This window comes from Tsuneonella sp. HG249, from assembly GCF_053819205.1.
This window is the reverse complement of the sequence record NZ_JBSOQY010000002.1, coordinates 72,246-94,462: the sequence shown is the minus strand read 5'-3', so window position 1 is coordinate 94,462 and position 22,217 is coordinate 72,246. Positions and strand designations below refer to the sequence as shown.

Sequence of the window (22,217 nt, the reverse complement as noted above, 5' to 3'; positions counted from 1 at the left end):
TGCGCGATGCCACGCCCTTGCTCCCCGCCGGTTAGCAGACCATGAACCGCCGCGCCATGCTCAGACTAGCCGCCCTGCCCGCTCTGCTCGCTCTCGCGGCATGCGGATTCCAGTCCGCTCCGGAGGAGACGCCGCCGCTCGCGGGCGCCTCGATCGGCGGCGATTTCACGCTGGTCGACCAGGCTGACAAACCGCGCAAATGGGCGGATTTCCGAGGCAAGTACGCCACGGTGTACTTCGGCTACACCTATTGCCCCGACGTATGCCCGACGGACATGCAGCGCACCGCGCAGGGCCTGCGCCAGTTCGCAGAGGCCGAACCCGAGCTTGCGGCCAAGGTGCAGCAGATATTCATCAGCGTCGACCCGACGCGCGATACGCCCGAGGTCATCGGCGAGTTCGCCTCGGCCTTCGGCAAGGACATTGTCGCCCTGACCGGCACGCCAGAGCAGGTCGAGGCCGCCGCCAAGACATTCAAGGTGTTTCACTCGAAGGGCAACGTCGAGGACAACGGCGCCTATCTCGTCGACCACTCTAACGTGACGTATCTCTTCGACCCTCAGGGCAAGCCGCTGGCGACGCTGCCGGCGGACCAGGGTGCTGGCGCGGTGGCGCAGGAACTGGCCAAGTGGGTGCGCTGAGGGACCGGTTCTGGGAACTTCCCATCGGCGACCTCACGCGCGACGAGTGGGAGGCGCTGTGCGACGGCTGCGGTCGCTGCTGCCTGCACAAGCTCGAAGACGAGGACACTGGCGAAATCGCCCACACCAACGTGGCCTGCAAGCTGCTGGACTGCGGGACGGCGCGTTGCCGCGACTACCGTCATCGCAAGGCCTTCGTTCCCGATTGCCTGCGGCTGACCCCCCGCCTGGTCGACCAGGTGACCTGGCTGCCAGACAGCTGCGCCTACCGCCTCCGTGCATCGGGTAGACCGCTCCCCGAGTGGCACTACCTGGAAAGCGGAGATCGCTCGGCCGTGCACCGGCGGGGTCCCGGCGTGGCGGGCCGGGTCGTTAGCGAGATCGACGCAGGTCCGCTGGAGCACCACATCGTCGACTGGGTCGAGGACGAAGAGGCTCCCGCATGATCGACTGGCTACGGCGAGAGATGCTGGCGCCCGAAGTCGAACTCGCTGGCCGTGCCGTTCCCGTCGCGATCCGGCGAAACGCGCGCGCCCGGCGGCTGACCTTGCGACTGGCGCCCGACGGCAGCGAAGTGAGGGTGACGTTGCCGAAATGGTGCGCGACGCGCGAGGCGCTCGCCTTCGTCCATGCACGCAAGGACTGGCTGGCCGAGCAACTCGATAAGGTGCCGCTCGCATCGCCCCCTGCGGTTGGCGGCACGCTGCTGTATCGCGGGATCGAGCTTTCGATCGATTGGCGCGAGACAGGCCGCCGGGCGCCCGCAATCGTCGAGGGCGCACTGACGGTGGGCGGGCCGCAGCACAACCTCGCTCCGCGGCTGCGCAGATGGCTCGAACGAGAGGCGCTGCGGCTTATGACGGACGACGTTTTGGATTTTGCCGCGCGCGCTGGAATCGCCTCGCCGCAACTCCGGCTTACGCGCGCGCAACGGCGCTGGGGAAGCTGCTCGACCAGCGGAACGGTGCGAATAAATTGGCGCCTGGTGCAGGCCCCCGATCTGGTCCGCCGTTCGGTGGTGGCGCACGAGATTGCGCACTGCCTGCACTTCGATCATAGCCCCGCCTTCCACGCCGCGCTCGCAAGCATCTTCGACGGCGAAATCGGCGCGGCGGACAAGTGGCTGAAGGCCCACGGCCGAAGCCTTTACGCCGCATTCGGCTAGCGCAGGACCCCGCGCCGCCCTATCTGTCCGGCATGCGCCGCCTGCAACGCCTCAATCCGGGTCCCGGACTCGCCGATTTCTGGACCGAGTTCAGACGCCCCAACCCCTATCGCTGGCCGATCCTGGCCGCGTCGGCGGTGTTGACCGGATCACTGTTGTTCCTGCTCACTGACCATGCGGTGAGCCTCAACTGGCTGGTCGGCGCGGTCCTCGCGCTGATCGGCGGCGTGGCTCTCGCCGCGATGCTCGCGAGCCGGGTGCGTATCAACTTGTGGGTCCTGCTCGCCTCGGCCGTGATCCCGGCGGCGATCTTTTGGCAATTCGGACAAGAGCGCTGGCGCATCCCGCCGGCGCCGCCGCAGGTCACCTACATTTCCACCTTCGACGAAGGCCGCAGCGACTCCGAGATCATGGAATCCAATCGCGCCAACCAGGCGGCCCAGAACCGCCTGCGCGCCGAGCAACGCCAGCGCGAGGAAGAAGCAAAGGACGCCTATCGCGCCCTCGGCCGCGCTTCGGGCCTCGACGTGGAAGCGATGGAGCGGCAAATCGCGCTCGAAGAGGCGCAAGCGGAAGACCGGGTTGCCGACTGACGCCGACTGGCTGGCAGTCACTGCACGTCTGGCGCAGCGCGGACGTCCATTGAGCCGCCCGAACCCGGCGGTTGGATGCGTCGTGGTGAAGGATAACCGGGTGGTAGGCCGCGGTTGGACGCGCGCCGGTGGGCGCCCCCACGCCGAGGCCACCGCTCTCCAGGAAGCGGGCACAGCCGCCCGCGGTGCGAACATCTACGTCTCGCTCGAACCTTGCGCGCACGTATCGGAGCGAGGGCCGGCGTGCGCCGATCTGCTCGCCGAAGCGCGACCGGCCCGGGTCATCGTGGGTGTCGAGGACCCCGACCCGCGAACAGCGGGCCTCGGCATTGCCCGCTTGCGCGATGTCGGTATCGATGCCGAATTGCTGCCGTCACCCGCGGCCGAGGACAGCCTGGCTGGATATCTCGCGCGGCACCGGCTCGGACGCCCCCACATCACGCTCAAACTGGCGATGTCGCTCGATGGCTGCATCGCCCTTGCCGATGGAAGCAGCCGTTGGATCACGGGGAGCGAGGCCCGTGCACACGTCCATGCGCGCCGGGCACAGGCCGATGCCATTCTCGTCGGCGGCGGGACGTGGCGCGCGGATGCGCCGGCGCTCGACGTTCGCCTACCCGGTCTCGAAGGCCGCGCACCTGAACGATGGGTGCTCACCCGCGCTTCGCTCGACAATGTGCGCACTCTCACGGGCCCTGCCGAGGTCGCTCGGATGAAGGACGTATCCTACATGTACGTCGAAGGAGGCGCACAGACTGCTGCTGCCTTCCTCGCCGCCGACCTCGTCGATAGGCTGGAGATATACCGGGCCCCTATCGTCCTGGGTGACGGGCTCCGGGCTGTTGGCTCGCTCGGAATCGGCGAACTTGCCGGGGTGCATGGCTGCTGGGTGGTGTCGGAAGAGGCGTATCTTGGCAGCGACCACTTCGCCGCCTATCGCCGCACCCGATAGGGAGTTTCGCGAATGTTTACCGGCATCGTCACCGCGATCGGCACTATAGACAGCGTCGAGCAACGCGGCGACCTGCACGTGCGCATCGCCTGCCAGTGGGACCCGGCGAGGATCGCGATCGGCGCTTCGATTGCATGTGCCGGGGTCTGTCTGACGGTCGTCGAGCGCGGCGGGGAGGAAGGCGCCTCTTGGTTCGCGGTCGACGTATCCGCTGAAACGGTCAGCCGAACCGCCAAGGGTATGTGGACCGAGGGCTCCCGCATCAATCTGGAACCGTCGCTAAGGGTGGGCGACGAACTGGGCGGGCATATCGTCTCGGGGCATGTCGATGCCGTTGGCCGGGTTGCCGATTGGGAGCCGGAAGGCGACTCGATGCGGGTGGTGATCGTCGCTCCGAAAGAGCTGGCGCCTTTCATCGCCACGAAAGGCTCAATTACCGTCGATGGCGTGTCGCTCACCGTCAACTCGGTGAAGGACTACCCCGACGGCAGCGTCCATTTTGGGCTGAACATCATTCCTCACACGGCGGAAGTGACGACCCTCGGCGAACTGGCCCAGGGTTCCGAGGTCAACCTCGAAATCGATACCGTCGCCCGCTATCTTCAGCGGCTGGAGACGCTTCGCGCCTAGCTCAACCGCGCATGCCCGCCGGTCGAGCCGAACCCGGCCACTCCGCGGGTAGTTTCGCTGAGCTCAGGGACTTCCTCCCAAGAGGCCAGTACGACAGGCGCCAGCACCAGCTGGGCCACCCGGTCCCCGCGCGCGATCGCGAAAGGCTCGGCGCCGTGGTTGATGAGAATGACTTTGAGCTCGCCGCGATAGTCGGAGTCGATAGTGCCGGGCGTGTTGGGCACGCTGATGCCGTGCTTGAGGGCAAGACCCGAGCGGGGGCGGACCTGAATTTCGTATCCCGCCGGGATCGCCAGCGCGAGACCTGTCGCGACTGCATGGCGCCCACCCGGCGCGATCGTGACATCTTCCGCTGACACGACATCCATCCCGGCCGCGCCCTCCGTAGCGTAAGCGGGAAGCGCGAGGCCGTCGCCATGCGGCAGGCGTTTGACCTGCACGCCGACAGCTTCACTCATCGCGCGGATCGACCTTGTCGAGCGCCACTGCCATCCGCTCGACCAGCTCCATTGCTACCTGCTCCTTCGGCATCTCCGGAAGGTCCTCGATCCCGTCGCCCGTGACTATATGGACGGCGTTGGCATCGCCACCCATCACTTCGCCCGAAACGTCGTTCGCCACGATCCAGTCGGCTGCCTTGCGCTTGCGCTTGATCTTTGCGTTCTCGACGACGTCCTCGGTTTCCGCGGCGAAGCCGATGAGCAGCTTGGGGCGCTGTTTGCCGGATGCAACTTGGGCGAGGATGTCGGGATTTTCGGTGAGCAGTAGCGCCGGGGGAGCCGAGCCGCGCTTCTTCATTTTCTCGGCCGCGTAGTCCTTGCTGCGCCAGTCGGCGACCGCCGCAACCATTACCGCGGCGTCGGCCGGCAGCGCCTTCTTCACCGCATCCGCCATCTCGCGAGCGGATTCGACGTCGATCCGGTCGACTCCGTGCGGAGTGGGCAACTGGACCGGGCCGGCGACTAACGTGACCCGCGCGCCAAGCCGGGCGGCGGCCGCGGCAATCGCGAAGCCCTGCTTCCCGCTCGAGCGGTTGGCGATGTAGCGCACTGGATCGATCGGTTCGAGTGTAGGGCCGGCCGTTACCAATACATGGCGGCCGAAAAGGGGGCGATGTTCGGGATCGACGTCGAATTCCGGCTGATACGCAAGAGGATCGGCCGCCAACGCCTCGGGCAGTTGCTCACCCGCCCCAGTAATGACGGTGTGGTTGAGCGCGTCAGGATCGGTTGGCGGCGCGGCCTTGGCGGCGCCCTTCTTGGCCATGATGGGCGCGGAGAGATCGGGCTCGGGGAGCACTTCCTCGGGCTCGAGGTCGGCCACGTCCGGTTCGAGCGATGGCTCTTCCGCTTCGGCTTCGTGCCGCGGCGTCTTGCGTGGGATGAGCGAGGACAGCAGGCTGCCGAGCCGCCCACCGCTCTCCACTTCGGCTTCCGGCTCCAGCGCCTCCATCAGGTCGCCGCCCTCGCAATCCGCTGCGATGCCGAAGCGCGCGGCGATCTCGGCCCACACGATCTCGGGGTCGGGCAACCGGCCCGGGCCGAATTCGCCGCAGGCCATCGGTCCTTCGTCGGGCTCCATCACCTCGACCCCGGCTTCGCGGAGCCAGGCGACATTGCGGCGCGTGGCATCGTGCAGCCACATCTTCACGTTCATCGCCGGCACAGCCATCACCGGCTTGTCGGTCGCGAGAATGAGGGTCGTGGCAAGGTCGTCGGCGATCCCCGCCGCCATCTTCGCGAGCAGATCCGCGGTCGCCGGGCAGACGACGACCAGATCGGCTTGGCGCGACAGCTGGATGTGCCCCATCTCGACTTCATCCTTGAGGTCGAAGAGGTTGGTGTAGACCTTGTTCTCGGACAGCGCCGCGAGCGCCATGGGAGTGACGAACTGGCTCCCGCCCTCCGTCAGCACGCAGGTCACTTCGCCCCCGCCCCGGCGGATCAGGCGCACGAGTTCGCACGATTTGTAAGCGGCAATTCCTCCGCCGACGACGAGCAAGACCTTCGGCCCGCTCAAGCGGCGCGCCCCATTTTGCGGTCGCTTGCCGACCGGCTGGTCCATGAAAGCCCTCGCACCACCATTACGCCCAGCCTAGCGAGGCTGCGCAAATCCCGCCAGCCCTAGGGCGGTGGTGGTTAAGATTGCGCTAGCGCCGGCCAATCAATTGCGTCAGCATCCGGTCCGACAGGGGACGGTTCATCATGCGCTTAATTCTCACGGCACTCATCTTCGTCCAGGGATTGTTCTTTCTGCTGATGGGAGTGAACTTCCTGCTCATGCCGGAAAGCGCCGGTGCAAGCTTCTCTCTGCACCCGGACGGGGCCGCCGGCCTCGCCGTACTGCGGGCGGATTTTCCGGCGCTGTTCTTCGTCGGCGGCGGAGCGATGATCTGGGGCGCCTGGAAGCGAAACGGAGAACTATTGCTAGTGCCTGTCGCCATTTTCGGGATCGCCCTGTTGGGGCGGTTCGTCAGCGTCTTGGCCGACGGCACGGCATCGGGCTTCTGGTTTCCGATGCTCGTCGAAGCGACGGCGGTGGTGCTTTCCCTGGTCGCCAGCCGCGTCCTTCCCCACCAGGTCGTCTAGAGCAGCCCGCTCAGCGCCGCGGCGGCCACTACCGCTCCGCCCAGGAGAGCCGCGATCAGATATCCCGGCCACCGCGACCCTGGGCCGCGCCGCTCCCACATCAGCACCACGTCGGGCAGTGGCGGCGGCTCCGGTGCGCCGCCGCGCGCCGGGTAGCGCTCTTCGATGCGCCGGATAAGCTCGGGCAGCCGCAATAGAGTGGTCACATCGTCTCTGACGCGGTCGGCGAGGGCCGCTTCCGGCCCCAGTTCGTCGCGGATCCAGGCGCGCACGAACGGGGCCGAGACGTCCCACATGTTGATGGAGGGATCGAGGCTCGTCGCCAGCCCCTCGACCATGACCATCGTCTTCTGCAGCAGCAGTAGATGCGGCTGGGTCGCCATGTCGAAATCGCGAGTGATCGCGAACAGCCCGTCCAGCATCTGCCCGACGGACAACTCGCTCACCGGCTTGCCCCGCATCGGCTCGCCCACGGCGCGCAAGGCGGTCGCGAACTCGTCCACCGAGTGGTAGCTCGGTACATACTGCGCTTCGAAGTGAATCTCGGCGACCCGCCGATAATTGCCGGTGATGAGCCCGTAGAGGATCTCGGCGAGCCACTGCCTGGCCCGGCGGTCGATGCGGCCCATGATGCCGAAGTCGATCGCCACGATCGTCCCGTCGGCCCGCACGAACAGGTTCCCCTGGTGCATATCGGCGTGGAAGAAGCCCGCGCTGATGGCCTGCGTCAGGAACGCGAGGACAAGACGGCGGGCCAGCCCGGGCAGATCGTGGCCGGCGGCGATCAGCGCCTCGCGGTCGGAAATCTTGATCCCGTCGATCCACTCGATCGTCATCACCCGGCCGTTGGTGCGATCCCAGTCGACCGACGGGACGCAGTACCCTTCGTAGCCCCGCATCGCATCGGCGAGTTCGCTCGAGCTGGCTGCCTCGCGCCGCAGGTCGAGCTCACGATTGGTCCAGCGCTTGAAGTTGGCGATGGTCAGCCGCGGGCGCAGGCGCGACGCCTCCCCGCCCATGGCCTCGAGGTGCGCTGCGGCCCACTCGTACGTCGCGATGTCATTGGCGAGCTTTTCGCGGATGCCCGGACGCAGCACTTTGATGGCGACATCCCGGCCTTCGGTGGTCACCGCGCGGTGGACTTGGGCAATCGAGGCCGAACCGACGGGTACCGGGTCGATCGAAGCATAGAGTGCGGAGATCGGCGCGTCGAAGCTACGGGCGATCTCGGCCTCGATCTCGGCAAAAGCGACCGGGGGCAGGTCATCCTGCAGGCTCAGGAGATTGTGCGCCGCTACTTCGCCCACGAGGTCTGGCCGGGTGGCGAGCGACTGGCCGAGCTTGATCGCCGCCGGACCGATCTCCTGAAACGCGGCCGCGTAGTCGGGGATGCGTGGCTGCACGGTGCCGAGGCGCGCCAGCCGGGCCAGCCGGGTGACCTGGGTGGGGGTGTTGGGATCGTTTTCGATCCCGCGCAAGGCACCATGCCGCGCGAGGCTGCGCCCCCATTTGAGCAATCGGAAAATATGCGTGGCGGGGCGAGTCACGCTAGGCTTTCCACCCCGAATGGATCGCCACGAGGCCGCCCATGATTGGTTCGACCTTGGTGCGGGTGAAGCCAGCCGTTCGTATCATGCGCTCGAATTCGGGCATCGGCGGAAACCGACGGATCGATTCGATAAGGTAGCGATAACTGTCGGCGTCGCCGGCGATTGCCCCGCCGAGCTTGGGTACGATCTTGTGGGAATAGACGTCGTACGCCTGCTTGAAGCCAGGCCATTCGGTGGTCGAGAATTCGAGGCAGAAAAAGCGACCGCCATACTTCAGCACGCGATACGCCTCTGAAAGCGCCCGGTCGATCCGCGTCACGTTGCGGATGCCGAAGGCGATCGCATAGGCGTCGAAGCTCTTGGCCGGATAGGCAAGCTCTTCGGCGTTCTGCCGGCTCCACACGAGCCCGTCGATCCCGCGCTCGAGCGCTCGCTCGACGCCGACATCGAGCATTTCCTGGTTGATGTCGGCCACCGTCACGCTCGCGCCGCGTTCGGCCAGGCGGAAGGCGATGTCCCCGGTGCCGCCGGCCATATCGAGGATCGCCTCGCCTGGGCGCGGCTTCACCCGGCGTACGAACTGGTCCTTCCACAGCCGGTGCAGTCCGGCCGACATGGCGTCGTTCATGACGTCGTACTTGGCTGCGACGCCGGAGAAGACCGCGCCCACGCGCCGGGTCTTCTCTTCCGGAGCGACCTCTTCGTAACCGAAAGATACCGTCTCGTTCATAGCGGCGGGCCTTAGGGGGAATTGCCCCGAGGGCAAAGAGTGTTACAGCGCCGCGCGATGCCCGAGCTTCCCGAGGTCGAAACCACCGTGCGCGGGCTCGCGGCGTTCCTTGATGGAGAACGGATCGAGCGGGTTGCGGTAAACCGGCCCGACATGCGGCGCCCCTTCCCGCCCGGCCTCGTCCAATCGCTCACCGGCGCGCGGGTAACCGGGCTCGGTCGCCGCGCGAAATATGGCCTCATCCACACCGACCGCGACACAACGCTCGTGTTCCATCTGGGGATGAGCGGCCGCTGGCGCATCGACCCCGAAGCAATCGAGAAGCACGATCACCTGGTGCTCGAAACCGCCGAGCACCGGTTCGCACTCAACGACTCGAGGCGGTTCGGCTCGGTCGACCTGGTCGACAGCGAAAGCCTGGAAGAGTGGCCGGCATTTGCCGCCCTTGGCCCTGAACCGCTGGGGCCGGAGCTTACTCCCGATCATCTCAAGCGGGCTCTCGCGGGGCGCAAGCAGGCGATCAAGCTCCTGCTGCTCGACCAGGGGATCGTCGCCGGGCTCGGCAACATATACGTCTGCGAAGCATTGTGGCGGTCGGGAATCGATCCGCGCAAGGCCGCGGGCAAGATCACCCTGCCACGGCTCAAGCGCCTCGTGCCAGACATCCGGGCGGTGCTCGAACAATCGATCGGCGATGGCGGCTCGACCCTGCGCGACTACGCCCGGCCGGACGGCACACTCGGCTATTTCGCCACCCGCTTTGCGGTCTATGGCCGCGAAGAGGCGGCCTGCCTGCGCGAGGACGGCGGCACGATCCGACGGATCACTCAGGGCGGGCGCAGTACTTGGTTCTGCCCGCGCTGCCAGAAGTAGGCGTTTCTCTTGACGGAGTCGGGCAGCGTCGCTAGGGGCGCGCCTTTCCCGGCGGGTCCGCTCGCCGCGAACATCCACGCGATAGACGATTTCAGGCCGCGCGACGCGGCTCACCGAGGACGAACATGGCCAATACGCCGCAAGCGAAGAAGCGCATCCGCCGCAACAACACCCGGGCGGAGATCAACACCAGCCGAATGAGCCGCATCCGCAACTTCCTCAAGAAGGTGGAGACGGCGATCGCCGGCGGCGACAAGACCGCGGCATCCGAAGCGCTCAAGGCTGCCCAGCCTGAGCTCGCTCGCGGCGTGGCGCGCGGCGTGCTGCATAAGAACACTGCCAGCCGCAAGATGAGCCGCTTGTCGAAGCGAGTCGGCGCGCTCTGATTCGCGGGTCTCGAGTCGCCCGTTGGGCGGCCTGAATCGGGACACCCTTCAGGAACAAAACATGACGACGCCGGTGCCATTTGGTGCCGGCGTTTTTGCATCCGCGCAGCATCCTCTCGCAAATCAACGGAATTCCCGCGATTCGCATAGGCTTCCCATGTATTTTGCTTTAGTTTGAAGTACTTGAACGCAGGGCCGTCGTTTTTGACGAGTCAACATTCATTATTTCACTTTTTTTGCACTGCCGCCCTTGCCAGCGCGGCGAGGCTGATGAAAAAGAGCGCTCTCCCGGGGCTTGGACGGCTCGGGATTACAGACTGGAACGGCCACTTGGACCCGAATCGAGCAGAGTTCGGGCTGGGGAAGGTTGTGTCCATTCGAGGGGCGATACGGGAGCTTTTGGGCTCCCCTGGGATGGGGTTCACAAGTCATGAATGCGACCATAGGTGGCATCGGTGCTGCGCAGCGTAGGGGCGGTGAGGAAAGCATGGAAGATCTGGAAGCGGTGAACCTGGCGGCCGACTGGTCGGACATCAGCCAGGGTCTCCGCAAGGATCTCGGCCATCAACTCCACAGCCAGTGGATCAAGCCGATCCAGGTCGGCGGCTTTTGTGAAGATACCGGTTCGCTCGAGCTTTTCCTGCCGACCGACTTCAGCGCCAACTGGGTGAAGGATCGCTTCCACGACCGGCTGAGCCTGGCCTGGAAGATCGCCCGGAGCGAAGTCCGCAACGTCGAGATCAAAGTTCACCCGGGCCGCCGTAAGCTGCCCGAGCTTTCGTTCGGCGACAGCCGCCGCCCCGCGAACGACGGCAACGACACCAGCATGATCGCGGTTGCAGCCGGAACGATCGGCGACCGCGGATTCACGTCGTCGGTCGGACTCGACCCCTCGCTCACGTTCGCAGCCTTCGTAACGGGCGAGGCCAACGTGCTCGCCTGCAACGCCGCGCAACGCATGTCGGCGACTGAGAGCCCCCAGTTCTCCCCCCTCTACCTCAAGGCGGCGACGGGCCAGGGCAAGACCCACCTCCTGCACGCCATCGGGCACTCCTATCTCGGCAGTCATCCCCGCGCGCGCATCTTCTACTGCAGCGCAGAACGGTTCATGGTCGAGTTCGTCCAGGCCCTGAAGTCGAACCAGACGATCGAGTTCAAGGCCCGTCTGCGCTCTTTCGACTTGCTGCTGGTCGACGATATCCAGTTCATCATCGGCAAGGCGAGCGCGCAGGAAGAACTGCTCTACACGATCGACGCACTCTTGGCCGAGGGCAAGCGTCTGGTGTTCGCCGCCGACCGCGCGCCGCAGGCGCTGGACGGGGTCGAGCCGCGCCTGCTCAGCCGCCTGAGCATGGGTCTCGTTGCCGATATCCAGGCGGCCGATATCGAGTTGCGCCGTTCGATCCTCGAATCGAAGCTCACTCGCTTCGCGCCGCTCAACGTGCCGGCCGATGTCGTCGATTTCCTCGCCCGCACGATCACCCGCAACATCCGCGAGCTCGTGGGCGGGCTCAACAAGCTGATCGCCTACGCCCAGCTCACAGGGCAGGAAGTCTCGCTTCAGCTCGCCGAGGAGCAGCTGACCGACATCCTATCCGCCAACCGCCGGCGGATCACGATCGACGAGATCCAGCGCACGGTGTGCCAGTTCTACCGCATCGACCGCTCCGAAATGGCGAGCAAGCGGCGGGCCCGTGCCGTCGTCCGCCCGCGGCAGGTGGCAATGTATCTGTCGAAGGTCCTGACACCGCGCAGCTATCCCGAAATCGGCCGCAAGTTCGGCGGCCGCGACCATTCGACGGTGATCCATGCGGTGCGCCTGATTGAAGATCTGCGGCAGCGCGATGCCGATATGGACGGCGACGTGCGCAGCCTGTTGCGCCAGCTCGAGAGTTAGGACCCGGATAAGCAAAGGAGCCACTTCGGGAACGCGCTCCAGAACAGACGGGCCGCAAAGGGAAGCACAGCCTGTCGACAGCCCTTCAACGGGGTGGTCGACAGGCCCTTTTTTTGCCTTCAATAGCCTTCGCGATGGCACTGGCCCCCGAACGCCTTGACCGCTTCGCGCGGCATATCGTGCTGCCGCAAGTCGGGGGTGCGGGGCAGATGGCGTTGGCCAACGCCCATGTCGCACTCGTCGGCCTCGGCGGGATCGGCTCCCCTGCGCTGCAGTATCTGGCCGGCGCCGGTATCGGCCGTGTCACGCTGATCGACGATGGCAAGGTCGAACTGTCGAACCTCCAGCGCCAGACGATCTACTCGGAGCGCGACATCGGCCATGGCAAGGCGGTCGCCGCGCGGCGCTGGCTGGCGAACTTCGACGGCAAGGTCGAGGCGGTCCTGAGCGATGCCCGGCTCGGACCGCACAATGTCGATGAAGCGCTCGATCGGGCCGATTTGGTGCTCGATGGGACCGATAATTTCGCCACTAGGCTTACAGTGTCCGATGCATGCGTCGGATTGGGCGTCCCGCTGCTCAGCGCCGCGGTGGGCCGCTTCCACGGTCAGGTCGGCGCGTTCGCCGGGCATCTGCAGCCATCGCCCTGCTACCGCTGTTTCGTCGGCGACGCGTTCGATGCCGAAGACTGCGATTCTTGTGCTGACGAGGGCATGCTCGGCGCGATGGCCGGCTGGGTCGGCACCTTCGCGGCGCTACAGGCGGTGCGGGTGCTGCTCGCCCCGACAGGCGGCCTCGGCGAGCCGCAATGGGGGAAGCTGCATTTGCTTGATGGACTGGCAACTTCGATGCGAACGATAACGATCAGCAAGGACCCAGGCTGCAACATATGTGGTGCGATTGCGGGCTAGCGGTCTCTGCAGTCACTAGGGTATCCGATAAACCGGCGGACGGGACGGCGAGCCAGCCGATTGGACGGGGATTTCCGAGTGAGGCATTATCGGATCAATAAAGTGACCGCCCCCGGTGGGCGCACGCTCAAGAAGCGTGACGTGCTGGCCGCAAGCGACAAGGAGGCTGTCGATCGTGCGGAGGACAGCCCCGATTGTCCGGTCTGCGAAGTGCTGCGCGATGGCAACGTCATCGGCGTGATCAACTAGGGTCCGACCAGCATTTCGGCGACCCACGCCGGCACCACTTCGCTAGCGGGGCCGAGGCGCGTCTCGTCGAACCAACTCGAACCCTGGCTGCGCTCGAGGTTGAGCTCGAGCGTCGCAGCGCCCAGTTCGCGGGCATCACGAACGAAACCCGCGGCCGGATAGACCGCCCCCGAAGTGCCGATCGAGACGAACAAGTCGGCTCCTCGCAAGGCAGCGTATATCTCGTCCATCCGGTACGGCATTTCCCCGAACCAGACGACATCGGGTCGCAGCGCGCGCCCGCCGCATGCCGGACAAGGCGGCCGATCGATCAGCGGATCCTGCCATCGGGTGCGCGTGCCGCAAGAAGTGCACCAGGCATTCAGATGTTCGCCATGCATATGCAGCACCCTTTGCGCCCCGGCGCGCTCGTGCAGATCGTCGACGTTTTGCGTGACGATCAGCAGCTCGCCCGGCCACTCGGTATCCAGCCGGGCGAGCGCGAAGTGCGCCGCGTTGGGTTCCTTCGTCTGGATCGCCTCGCGGCGCATGTCATAAAACCGCAGCACGAGTTCCGGGTCGCGCGCGAATGCCTCAGGCGTTGCGACGTCCTCGACCCGATGCTGCTCCCACAGCCCTCCCCCGCCGCGAAACGTATCTATGCCGCTCTCTGCGCTGACGCCGGCGCCGGTCAGGATCACGATGTTGCGGATGCCGCTCATGTCGCGCATGAAGCACGGGGTCCGGGGGAATGACAATGGCGCGCATCGGCATCATCGGCAGCGAAGGTCGCATGGGCCACGCGCTCGCCCGCGCGATCGAGCACGCGGGGCACGAGTTGGCCGGCGGCGTGGACCAGGGCGGCAACACCGCCGCGCTCGCCGAAGCCAGCGACGTGCTGATAGACTTCACCGCGCCTGCCGCTCTGGAGACCAACCTGCACGCCGCGATCGGCGCGGGCATCCCCATCCTCGTCGGCACGACCGGGCTCGAGGAACGCCACCACGCCGCGATCGACTCTGCCGCGGGCGCAATCCCCGTACTGCAGACCGGCAATACCTCGCTCGGAGTCACCCTGCTGGCCCATCTGGTGTGTGAGGCGGCGAAGAAGCTCGGGCCGGAATGGGACGTCGAGGTGCTCGAGATGCACCACCGGATGAAACTCGATGCACCTAGCGGCACCGCGCTGCTGCTCGGGGAAGCGGCGGCTTTAGGGAGGGGCATCGCGCTGGCCGACCATTCAGAGCGCGGCCGCGATGGGATTACCGGTTCCCGTGCGGAAGGCGCGATCGGGTTCGCCAGCCTGCGCGGCGGCACCGTCGCCGGCGAGCACACGGTCATACTGGCCGGGGAGCAGGAGCGCCTGAGCCTCACGCACGTCGCCGAAGACCGCAGCATCTTCGCGCGTGGAGCAATCACGGGGGCGGCTTGGCTAATCGGCAAGGATGCGGGCCGCTACACGATGGCGCAGGTGCTGGGGATTTGAAGAAAGAGGCGATTTTCGAGTTCTTCCGCCGCCTCGCCGAAGACAACCCCTCCCCCGAAACCGAGCTCGAATACGGCAATGCCTACCAACTCGTGGTAGCGGTGGCGCTTTCGGCGCAGGCGACGGACGTCGGGGTCAACAAGGCGACGCGCCGGCTGTTCGCCGAGGTGAAGACCCCCGCGCAGATGCTCGCGCTCGGCGAGGAGGGCCTCAAGGAACACATCAAGACGATCGGGCTGTTCAACACCAAGGCCAAGAACGTCATCGCTCTGTCGCAGCTGCTGGTCGACGAATTCGGCGGCGAAGTGCCGGCGACCCGCGACGAACTCGTGCGGCTCCCCGGTGTCGGCCGCAAGACCGCCAACGTCGTGCTCAACTGCTGGTTCGGGCAGGAGACCTTCGCGGTCGACACGCACATCTTCCGCGTCGGCAACCGCACGGGGCTCGCCAAGAGCAAGACACCCGACGATGTCGAAGCCCGGCTCGAGAAGCGGGTGCCCGCCCCCTTCCGGCTGGGCGCGCACCACTGGCTGATCCTCCACGGCCGCTACACCTGCAAGGCGCGGCTGCCGGAGTGCTGGCGATGCCCGGTGGTCGACCTGTGCGAGTACCGTCACAAGGTGCTGGAGAAGCCCGCCCGCAAGTAGGCGTCAGCGCTTGTCGAAATTCTCCGGATCGAGCTCGAGCCCCGCGCGGCCGGCAGCCGCGGTGTGAGCCGGGGCGTGGGGGTGCTCGACGAACTCGGGCTCCTCGACTTCGAGCATGCCTTCCCACTTCGTCAGCACCGAGGTGGCGACCGCATTGCCGACGACGTTGGTCGCGGTGCGGCCCATGTCGAGGAACTGGTCGATGGCGAGGATGATAGCCACACCTTCGACCGGCAGGCCGAACATCGCCAGCGTGCCGGTGATCACCACCAGGCTCGCCCGCGGGACCGCCGCGATGCCCTTCGAGCTGATCATCAGCGTCAGCAGGATCATGATCTGCGTGCCGATCGAGAGGTCGATGCCATAGGCCTGCGCGATGAATATCGTCGCGAAACTCATGTACATCATGCTGCCGTCAAGGTTGAACGAGTAGCCGAGCGGCAGCACGAAGCCCGAGATGCGCCGGGGGACGCCGAAGCGGTCGAGTTGCTCGAACAGCTTGGGCAGCGCGGCTTCCGAGCTCGCGGTCGAGAACGCGATGAGGATCGGCTGGCGGATGTAGCGGATCAGCGTCCAGATCCGCTGCCGCAGGAAGATGGCGCCGATCGTCAGCAGGATGATCCACAGCAACACCAGGCTGAAGTAGAACTCGAGCACCAGCTCGACGTAGGTCCCGAGAATGTCGAGCCCGCTCGCCGCGACGACGTTGGCGAGCGCACCGAACACCGCGATCGGGGCGTAACGCATCACGTAGCCGGTGATCTGGAGCATCATTTCGGCCAGCGCGTCGGCGCCGCGCACCAGCGGCGCGCCACGCTCGCCGAGCGCCGACAGCGCCACCCCGGCGAAGATCGAGAACACCAGGATCTGCAGGATGTTGTTGGTCGCCATCGCCTCGACCGCGTTCTTGGGAAAAATCGACAGCAGGAACTCGGTCGCCTTCAGCTCCTTGACCTCGCCCACCGCGGCGGCGGCCGCGGCGGCGTCGGGGATCGGCGCGCCGACGCCGGGCTGGAACAGGTTGACCATTAGCAAGCCGAGCCCGATCGAAATCAGGCTCGCGGTGATGAACCAGGCTAAGCTGCGCACCCCGATCCGGCCCAGCGCGGCGCCGTCGCCCATGTGGGCGATGCCGACGACGATGGTCGACAGGACCAGCGGCGCAACGAGCATCTTGATGAGGCTGAGAAAGATATCCGACAGCAGCTTGAACCAGGGCGCGATGTCGGCCTTGATCGTCTCCGGATCGACGCTGGCGTGAAGCACCTGCCCCACGATCACGCCGAGGATCATGCCGGCGAGAATCCAGAGCGTCAGCTTGCGGTCCATTGCGATCCTACTCCCAAGTCTTTGCGCGGGCGGCGTAACAGCCGCCAACGCGAACGGCAATCAACCAGCCAGCGCCGCCAATGCAATGCGGGCATAGATGCGCGCGAGCGCGTCGAGATCCGCCAGGGCAACCGCTTCGTCGGTCTTGTGCATCGTTGCATTGACGAGACCGAACTCGATCACCGGGGCGAGATCTTTGAGGAAGCGCGCGTCGGACGTGCCGCCCGTGGTGGACAGCTCGGGCTCGAGCCCTGTTTCGGCCTTCACCGCCTCGGCGACCATCGTGGAGAACTCGCCGGGGGGCGTAAGGAACGCCTCGCCGCTGATCATTGCCCGCACGCTGCCGCCATGCTTCTCAGCGATCTCGGTCATGCGCGCGACCAGCTCGGCGCCGGTATGCAGCGCGTTGAAGCGGATCGACAGCCGGGCCTTCGCGCGGGCGGGAATGACGTTGGTCGCAGGGTTGCCGACCTCGAGGTCGGTCACCTCGAGGTTGGAGGCCTGAAACCACTCGGTGCCGTCGTCGAGCGGCATCGCCTTCAACTCGGCGAGCATCGCCACCAGCCGGGTGATCGGGTTGTCAGCGAGGTGCGGGTACGCGACGTGGCCCTGAACGCCCGCGACCTCGAGCCACACGTTGACCGAGCCGCGCCGGCCGATCTTGATCGTGTCGCCGAACCGCTGCGAAGAAGTCGGTTCACCCACGAGGATCAGATCGGGGGTTTCCTCGCGGGCCCGCATCCGCTCGATCAGCGCGCGGGTGCCGTGGATCGCCGGGCCTTCCTCGTCGCCGGTGATGACGAAACTGATCGTGCCGGCCGTGGCCGGGACCTCGGCGACGGCCGCCACCATCGCGGCGATCGCGCCCTTCATGTCGACCGCCCCGCGGCCAAAGAGCAGCTCACCCCCGGGGGCATCGCGCCGTTCGGGCGCGAAAGGCGCGACCGACCAGCCCTCGCCGGGCGGCACGACGTCGAGATGGCCGGCGAACGCGAAGTGACGGCTGCCCGGCGGCCCCCGGCGGATGGCGAGCAGGTTCTCGACCGGGCCGCCCTCTTCCTTCGGCGAGCCCTCGCCCGCCATGAAACGCTCCACCTCGAAGCCGAGGGGCGCGAGCATCGCTTCGAGCGCCTCGAACACCAGGCCGGAGGCGGGGGTGACGCTGGGGCAGGCGATCAGCTTCTCGGCGAGTTCGGCTATCCCGGTCATGCAGCCCGCGCTATGCTTGCAATATGCCCAAGCTCGACCTCGCCACCATCCCGCAGACCAATGCCACCGGCTACCCGCCGATCTACGCCGACAAGGTTCACGGCCGCTGGTACCGCCGCCTCTCTCCCGCGGCTGGCCTGACCGACTTTGGCGCCAGCCACGTGGTGCTCGAGCCCGGCGCGTGGTCTTCCCAGCGCCACTGGCACGAAGGGGAAGACGAGCTGCTGGTGATGATCGAAGGGGAGGCGGTGCTGGTCGACGACCTCGGCGAGCACCCGCTGGCACCTGGCGACGTGTGCGCCTTTCCCAAGAACGACGGCAACGGCCATGTCGTGCAGAACCGCAGCGACCGGACCTGCACCTTCGTCGTCGTCGGCAATCCGTCGATCACCGACTGCCACTACCCCGACATCGACATGCACCTGTCGACCGCGACGGGCGAACAGCGGCGCAAGGACGGGTCGGCGTTCTGACCTCATACCGCGGGCACTTGGTCCCACTGCTCGATCACCCATTGCTCGTCCTCGGCGGCGCGGACCCATGCCTGCATCCAGTCGTGCTCCCACATCGCTTCCATGTAGGCCTGGGCGAAGCCGGGGACGCCGATGCCGTAGGTCATGAAGCGGCTGACCACGGGCGCATAAAAGACGTCGGCCGCGCCGAAGGTGCCGAACAGGAACGGCCCCCCTCTGCCGTAGCGTGAGCGCGCTTCCGCCCACAGGGTTAGCACGCGGACTATATCGGCCTTGGTGGCGTCGCTCAGTTCAACCCCGTCGTGCCGCATGCGCACGTTCATCGGGCACTGCCGCCTCAGATTGAGGAAGCTCGAATGCATCTCCGCGACCATCGCGCGGGCCATGCCGCGCGGCGCATCGTCCTTGGGCCAGAAGCGCTCGCGCCCGACCTTGTCGGCGAGGTATTCGAGGATCGCCAGGCTATCCCAGATTACCGTTTCGCCGTCCCACAGGACGGGGACCTTGCCGTGCGAGGGCTGCACCTCCCCCATCGCGCGCTTGGCGGCTTCCCACTCCTCGCCGGCGATGTTGACGGTCAGCTCCTCGAACGCGAGGCCCGACTGCTTGCAGGCCAGCCAGCCGCGCAGCGACCAGCTCGAATAGTTGCGGTTGCCGACGATCAGCTTCACGATGCCACCCTGATTCCCACCTTCGCGGCGCCGTAAGCGTTCATCGCCAAGGTGTCGAGGCTGAACGGTGGCACGGTTAGCACACTGTTCCAGCCTTCTTTTTTCTTCTTCCGCGAGCGCCATCTCCTTGAAGGCAGCCAGGACGCGGTGGGCTTCGGCGGGATCCATTGGCGGGGGCTGGCAAATCAGTCGCGTGTAGGAAAATGGATTCTGATTGGCTAAGGCGTCCCGATGAGCCTGCGCCCGTTCCACCTCGCCATGCCCGTACGCGACATCGAGGAGGCGCGCGCGTTCTATGGCGGCGTGCTCGGGCTGGCCGAGGGGCGAAGCGCGGAGACGTGGATCGATTTCGACTTCTTCGGCCACCAGTTCGTCGTGCACTGGGCGCCGGGCGACAGCAGCGACGCCGCGGTCAATCCGGTCGACGGCCATGGGGTGCCCGTGCCGCACTTCGGGGTCGTCCTGACACCTGAAGATTTCGAAGTGATGGCTACACGGATGGAGGCGGCAGGGGTCCGTTTCGAGATCGAGCCGTACACCCGCTTCAAAGGCGAGCCGGGCGAGCAATCGACGATGTTCTTCCGCGATCCCAGCGGCAACGCGATCGAGATGAAAGCGTTCGCCAGCCTCGACAGCCTGTTTGCCACCTGAGCGCACCGGCTTCATTTACCTGAAATAAACCAGTAATCTCTGTGTCTTAGCGGAACCTTCCGGAGGGCCATTGGTAGTGCGGGCAGGGATTATTGAGGTCGCACTCAATGGACTGCGCAACGGCGTGCCATGTTGAAGAATTGATCGGCCGGCGCGAGAGCACGCGCCACCGGGTCGACCTGTCGGCCCGATTCGTGAGCTCGCAGGTGAGCCTGCGGGTGCAGCTCGAGGATATATCCACCACCGGCGCCTGCATCCGGCTGAAGTGCCCGCGCAAGCTCGAAGCCGGACGGCTGTTCTGGCTCAACTCGAAGGCTTTCGGCCGCATCATCTGGCAGAACGACTTGCGCTGTGGCGTCGCTTTCGACGAGCCGTTGCGCGACGATGTGGTCGAGCAGGCGCTCCAGTTCGCCGAGCTCATGGCGAACGATACAACCGAGAAGTTCGGCAAGCTTGCCTCAGCCTGGGTCCACGGCCCGGGCGACTGGTAGTCGGCGCAGGGATACCGAAGCCTCCCCGATCATTTACCGTGTGCGGCCACCGGCCGGCGAAGGAGATAGCGATGAGACGGGCAGTTCTTCCAGCGGCGCTACTGCTGTTGGCAGGTTGCGGGATCGACAGCGATCCTGCGAACGACAAGGTCACCGTCACCTACGACGAGGACCGGATCGAAAAGGCTGGCCGCGCGGCGAAACAGGTCGCCACGGGCGCCGCGAATGTAGCCGGAACCACGGGGCGCGCGATCAAGAAGGAAGTCGGCGATATCGATGTCGACGTGCGCGTCAGCCGCACCAAGGGCGAAGAGACACCAACGGAGCGCTAGCCCAGGTAGGCCTCGAGTTCCTCGCTGCCGCCGATCCGCTCGTCACCGATGAATACCTGCGGGGTGGTGGGCACGTCTTGCTCCTCCTTGAAGGCGTCCACTTCGGCGCGCGAGCTCAGCACGCGGTCGTCGACCTCGTAACCGTTGGACTCGAGCATTTCCTTGGCGCGCACGCCGAAGGGGCAGGTGTGGTCGGGCAAGACCATCCGGTAGAGGACAGCTTCGCGCTCATTCGCCATTCGATTCGCTCCACAAAACTGGGTGCGAAGCGCGCCAGCGCCGGGTTGGTTCCAAGCCTGCGGCGCGTAAGGTACGCCCGAAACCTATCACTAAGTATCTGTCAATCTGACTTAATTCGATCCTCCTCACTGTCTGTTTTACTCAGGCTAACGATTTGACTAACGGGGACCATAACGGGGCGCACCAGTGACAACAGCGGTGCGGGGCACAACAGTGAAGAAATTTCTGCGAAGCGAAGCGGGCGCCTCGGCGGCCGAATATGCGCTCATCCTGGCGCTGGTCGGGGTCGGCCTCGGCGCGGCCGCGCTCGTCCTCGGACAGAACGTTTCGAACGCGCTGGGTAGCGCGGCGAACGACATCACCGGGTTCAGCTCGTCGACGAGCAGTTCCGGAAGTAGCGGCAGCACGGGCGGCACTACCTCGGGCAGCACCAGCTCGGGCGGTACGACCAGCGGATCGACCGGCAGCAGCACTACCACTTCGGGCGGGACCAGCAGCAACGGCTCCACCAGCGGTGGCACCACCTCGGGCGATACCAGCACGACTTCCGGCGCGACCAGCACGACCAGCAGCAGCACAAGCTCCGGGGGAACCACCACGTCGGGAGGCACCACGACTTCCGGCGGGACCACCACGACGAGCGGCAGCACGACTTCGGGTGGCACCACGACCGGCGGCACGTCGGGCGGTGGCACGACGACCACGACAAGCACCAGTTCCGGCGGCACAAGCGGTAATCAGAAGCCGAAGTGCAACAAAAACGGCCTGCCCGAGGGCTGCATACCGTAAGCGATCGGCTTGGTGCGAGTTAGCTTCTAGCTCTCCGAGTCCGCCAGCACCGCCGCGCGCAGCTCGGCGATGCCCATTCCTTTTTCCGCGCTGGTCGCGTGGACCACCGGGAAGGCCGCGGTGCGCTTGCGCGCTTCGGCCTCGGTTGCTGCCTGCACGGCGGCGAGGTCGCTGGCCTTGATCTTGTCCGCCTTGGTCAGCACGAGGCGGTAGCCGACCGCTGCCTCGTCGAGCATCTTCATCATCTCGCGATCGACTTCCTTCACCCCGTGACGGCTATCGATCAGCACCAGCGCGCGCTTGAGCACCTGCCGGCCGCGCAGAAAGTCTCGCACCAGCATTTTCCAGCGCTCGACCACCTTGAGCGGCGCCTTGGCAAACCCGTAGCCCGGCATGTCGACCAGCCGCAGCGCGAGCGGCTCGCCGACGTCGAAGAAGTTGAGCTCCTGGGTCCGGCCGGGCGTGACGGAGGCACGGGCGAGGCTTTTGCGGCCGGTGAGTGCGTTGAGGAGCGAGCTTTTGCCGACATTGGAACGGCCGGCAAAGGCAATCTCCGGCGCCTCAGGCTCGGGCAGAAACTTGAGCTGCGGCGCCGAAAGCAAGAACTCGACGCGCCCGGTCAGCAATTTGCGCGCGCGCTCCTCGAGCTCCTGTTGGTCCAGATCATCCGTCATCGCGAGGAGCCGAAGGCTGCGCGGCAATCCAACTCCGTGAGTTGGATCGCGTCGCTGCGCTCGCAATTACGAGGGAAAGAG

29 protein-coding genes are annotated in these 22,217 nt (G+C 66.0%); 18 read left to right on the top strand and 11 right to left on the bottom strand.

Translation table 11 applies throughout. The features are described 5' to 3' along the window. The first annotated feature begins 41 nt into the window (after positions 1-41). The 6 genes from ACWPM1_RS12595 to ACWPM1_RS12570 are packed head-to-tail and all read left to right on the top strand — an operon-like array spanning position 42 to position 3,981. A complete protein-coding gene (locus ACWPM1_RS12595; protein WP_455695257.1) occupies positions 42-641 on the top strand; it encodes an SCO family protein in 600 nt (199 codons plus the stop codon). Next, positions 629-1,087 (top strand): YcgN family cysteine cluster protein, encoded by a 459-nt coding sequence (locus tag ACWPM1_RS12590; protein ID WP_455695256.1) that lies wholly within the window; start codon positions 629-631, stop codon positions 1,085-1,087. Before ACWPM1_RS12595 ends, ACWPM1_RS12590 begins: the two co-directional genes overlap by 13 nt. Continuing rightward, positions 1,084-1,806 (top strand): M48 family metallopeptidase, encoded by a 723-nt coding sequence (locus tag ACWPM1_RS12585; RefSeq protein WP_455695255.1) that lies wholly within the window; start codon positions 1,084-1,086, stop codon positions 1,804-1,806. The genes ACWPM1_RS12590 and ACWPM1_RS12585 overlap by 4 nt, the downstream gene beginning before the upstream one ends. A gap of 32 nt (positions 1,807-1,838) precedes the next feature. Further along, positions 1,839-2,399, top strand: a complete 561-nt coding sequence (locus ACWPM1_RS12580; protein WP_455695254.1) for a hypothetical protein — start codon at positions 1,839-1,841, stop codon at positions 2,397-2,399. Next, positions 2,389-3,351 (top strand): bifunctional diaminohydroxyphosphoribosylaminopyrimidine deaminase/5-amino-6-(5-phosphoribosylamino)uracil reductase RibD, encoded by a 963-nt coding sequence (ribD, locus tag ACWPM1_RS12575; RefSeq protein WP_455695253.1) that lies wholly within the window; start codon positions 2,389-2,391, stop codon positions 3,349-3,351. Before ACWPM1_RS12580 ends, ribD begins: the two co-directional genes overlap by 11 nt. A 12-nt stretch (positions 3,352-3,363) precedes the next feature. Further along, complete coding sequence (locus ACWPM1_RS12570) at positions 3,364-3,981, top strand: riboflavin synthase (RefSeq protein WP_455695252.1); 618 nt, start codon at positions 3,364-3,366, stop codon at positions 3,979-3,981. Here the strand turns inward: ACWPM1_RS12570 and dut are convergent. After that, positions 3,978-4,439: a dUTP diphosphatase gene (dut, locus tag ACWPM1_RS12565; protein WP_455695251.1), complete on the bottom strand. Its 462-nt coding sequence runs from the start codon at positions 4,437-4,439 to the stop codon at positions 3,978-3,980. The two genes, ACWPM1_RS12570 and dut, sit on opposite strands and share 4 nt — an antisense overlap. Further along, positions 4,432-6,045: a bifunctional phosphopantothenoylcysteine decarboxylase/phosphopantothenate synthase gene (locus tag ACWPM1_RS12560; protein WP_455695250.1), complete on the bottom strand. Its 1,614-nt coding sequence runs from the start codon at positions 6,043-6,045 to the stop codon at positions 4,432-4,434. Before ACWPM1_RS12560 ends, dut begins: the two co-directional genes overlap by 8 nt. Before the next feature lie 140 nt (positions 6,046-6,185). Here ACWPM1_RS12560 and ACWPM1_RS12555 point away from each other — a divergent pair, with 140 nt between their 5' ends. Beyond that, positions 6,186-6,569, top strand: a complete 384-nt coding sequence (locus ACWPM1_RS12555; protein WP_455695249.1) for a DUF4345 family protein — start codon at positions 6,186-6,188, stop codon at positions 6,567-6,569. On the opposite strand, the gene ubiB is transcribed toward ACWPM1_RS12555, so the two are convergent. Together ubiB and ACWPM1_RS12545 are read right to left on the bottom strand one after the other, a co-directional pair. Continuing rightward, a complete protein-coding gene (gene ubiB, locus ACWPM1_RS12550) occupies positions 6,566-8,116 on the bottom strand; it encodes a 2-polyprenylphenol 6-hydroxylase (protein WP_455695248.1) in 1,551 nt (516 codons plus the stop codon). The genes ACWPM1_RS12555 and ubiB overlap by 4 nt on opposite strands. A gap of 1 nt (position 8,117) precedes the next feature. Next, positions 8,118-8,849 carry a class I SAM-dependent methyltransferase gene (locus ACWPM1_RS12545; protein WP_455695247.1) on the bottom strand — a complete coding sequence of 244 codons (732 nt, stop codon included), beginning with the start codon at positions 8,847-8,849 and terminating at the stop codon, positions 8,118-8,120. Between the two features lie 57 nt (positions 8,850-8,906). On the opposite strand from ACWPM1_RS12545, the gene mutM reads away from it, so the two are divergent. From mutM to ACWPM1_RS12520, 5 genes are all read left to right on the top strand, one after another. Then, on the top strand, positions 8,907-9,722 hold the full coding sequence (gene mutM / locus ACWPM1_RS12540; protein ID WP_455695246.1) for a bifunctional DNA-formamidopyrimidine glycosylase/DNA-(apurinic or apyrimidinic site) lyase: 816 nt from the start codon (positions 8,907-8,909) through the stop codon (positions 9,720-9,722). A 125-nt stretch (positions 9,723-9,847) separates the two neighbouring features. Further along, entirely contained in the window at positions 9,848-10,108 is a 261-nt protein-coding gene (gene rpsT, locus ACWPM1_RS12535) for a 30S ribosomal protein S20 (RefSeq protein ID WP_455695245.1), read from the top strand. A gap of 430 nt (positions 10,109-10,538) precedes the next feature. Next, a complete protein-coding gene (gene dnaA, locus ACWPM1_RS12530; protein WP_455695244.1) occupies positions 10,539-12,005 on the top strand; it encodes a chromosomal replication initiator protein DnaA in 1,467 nt (488 codons plus the stop codon). A gap of 134 nt (positions 12,006-12,139) precedes the next feature. Then, on the top strand, positions 12,140-12,916 hold the full coding sequence (locus ACWPM1_RS12525) for a HesA/MoeB/ThiF family protein (protein WP_455695243.1): 777 nt from the start codon (positions 12,140-12,142) through the stop codon (positions 12,914-12,916). A 102-nt stretch (positions 12,917-13,018) separates the two neighbouring features. Then, positions 13,019-13,165, top strand: a complete 147-nt coding sequence (locus ACWPM1_RS12520) for a hypothetical protein (RefSeq protein WP_455695242.1) — start codon at positions 13,019-13,021, stop codon at positions 13,163-13,165. Here the strand turns inward: ACWPM1_RS12520 and ACWPM1_RS12515 are convergent. After that, complete coding sequence (locus tag ACWPM1_RS12515) at positions 13,162-13,866, bottom strand: NAD-dependent deacylase (protein WP_455695241.1); 705 nt, start codon at positions 13,864-13,866, stop codon at positions 13,162-13,164. The two genes, ACWPM1_RS12520 and ACWPM1_RS12515, sit on opposite strands and share 4 nt — an antisense overlap. 35 nt (positions 13,867-13,901) lie before the next feature. On the opposite strand from ACWPM1_RS12515, the gene dapB reads away from it, so the two are divergent. Further along, positions 13,902-14,630 carry a 4-hydroxy-tetrahydrodipicolinate reductase gene (dapB, locus tag ACWPM1_RS12510; protein ID WP_455695240.1) on the top strand — a complete coding sequence of 243 codons (729 nt, stop codon included), beginning with the start codon at positions 13,902-13,904 and terminating at the stop codon, positions 14,628-14,630. Continuing rightward, positions 14,627-15,277, top strand: coding sequence for an endonuclease III (nth, locus tag ACWPM1_RS12505; RefSeq protein WP_455695239.1), 651 nt, complete (start codon positions 14,627-14,629; stop codon positions 15,275-15,277). The genes dapB and nth overlap by 4 nt, the downstream gene beginning before the upstream one ends. A 3-nt stretch (positions 15,278-15,280) precedes the next feature. Here nth and ACWPM1_RS12500 read toward each other — a convergent pair whose 3' ends face one another. Further along, complete coding sequence (locus ACWPM1_RS12500) at positions 15,281-16,606, bottom strand: dicarboxylate/amino acid:cation symporter (protein WP_455695238.1); 1,326 nt, start codon at positions 16,604-16,606, stop codon at positions 15,281-15,283. 60 nt (positions 16,607-16,666) lie between these two features. Further along, positions 16,667-17,815, bottom strand: coding sequence for a succinyl-diaminopimelate desuccinylase (gene dapE, locus ACWPM1_RS12495; protein WP_455695237.1), 1,149 nt, complete (start codon positions 17,813-17,815; stop codon positions 16,667-16,669). A 23-nt stretch (positions 17,816-17,838) separates the two neighbouring features. Here dapE and ACWPM1_RS12490 point away from each other — a divergent pair, with 23 nt between their 5' ends. After that, a complete protein-coding gene (locus ACWPM1_RS12490) occupies positions 17,839-18,288 on the top strand; it encodes a cupin domain-containing protein (RefSeq protein WP_455695236.1) in 450 nt (149 codons plus the stop codon). Positions 18,289-18,290: 2 nt separating this feature from the next. Here ACWPM1_RS12490 and ACWPM1_RS12485 read toward each other — a convergent pair whose 3' ends face one another. After that, on the bottom strand, positions 18,291-18,959 hold the full coding sequence (locus ACWPM1_RS12485) for a glutathione S-transferase family protein (protein ID WP_455695235.1): 669 nt from the start codon (positions 18,957-18,959) through the stop codon (positions 18,291-18,293). 231 nt (positions 18,960-19,190) lie between these two features. Between ACWPM1_RS12485 and ACWPM1_RS12480 the strand changes: the two genes are divergently transcribed. From ACWPM1_RS12480 to ACWPM1_RS12470, 3 genes are all read left to right on the top strand, one after another. Beyond that, positions 19,191-19,610 carry a VOC family protein gene (locus ACWPM1_RS12480; protein ID WP_455695234.1) on the top strand — a complete coding sequence of 140 codons (420 nt, stop codon included), beginning with the start codon at positions 19,191-19,193 and terminating at the stop codon, positions 19,608-19,610. Between the two features lie 107 nt (positions 19,611-19,717). Continuing rightward, entirely contained in the window at positions 19,718-20,101 is a 384-nt protein-coding gene (locus ACWPM1_RS12475; RefSeq protein ID WP_455695233.1) for a PilZ domain-containing protein, read from the top strand. A 71-nt stretch (positions 20,102-20,172) separates the two neighbouring features. Then, a complete protein-coding gene (locus tag ACWPM1_RS12470; RefSeq protein WP_455695232.1) occupies positions 20,173-20,433 on the top strand; it encodes a hypothetical protein in 261 nt (86 codons plus the stop codon). On the opposite strand, the gene ACWPM1_RS12465 is transcribed toward ACWPM1_RS12470, so the two are convergent. The 3 genes from ACWPM1_RS12465 to yihA form a co-directional block, all read right to left on the bottom strand. Further along, positions 20,430-20,672 (bottom strand): glutaredoxin domain-containing protein, encoded by a 243-nt coding sequence (locus tag ACWPM1_RS12465; protein WP_455695231.1) that lies wholly within the window; start codon positions 20,670-20,672, stop codon positions 20,430-20,432. The two genes, ACWPM1_RS12470 and ACWPM1_RS12465, sit on opposite strands and share 4 nt — an antisense overlap. Positions 20,673-20,831: 159 nt before the next feature. Next, positions 20,832-21,401 carry a hypothetical protein gene (locus ACWPM1_RS12460; protein ID WP_455695230.1) on the bottom strand — a complete coding sequence of 190 codons (570 nt, stop codon included), beginning with the start codon at positions 21,399-21,401 and terminating at the stop codon, positions 20,832-20,834. 87 nt (positions 21,402-21,488) lie between these two features. Beyond that, on the bottom strand, positions 21,489-22,136 hold the full coding sequence (yihA, locus tag ACWPM1_RS12455; protein ID WP_455695229.1) for a ribosome biogenesis GTP-binding protein YihA/YsxC: 648 nt from the start codon (positions 22,134-22,136) through the stop codon (positions 21,489-21,491). Positions 22,137-22,217: the final 81 nt, after the last annotated feature.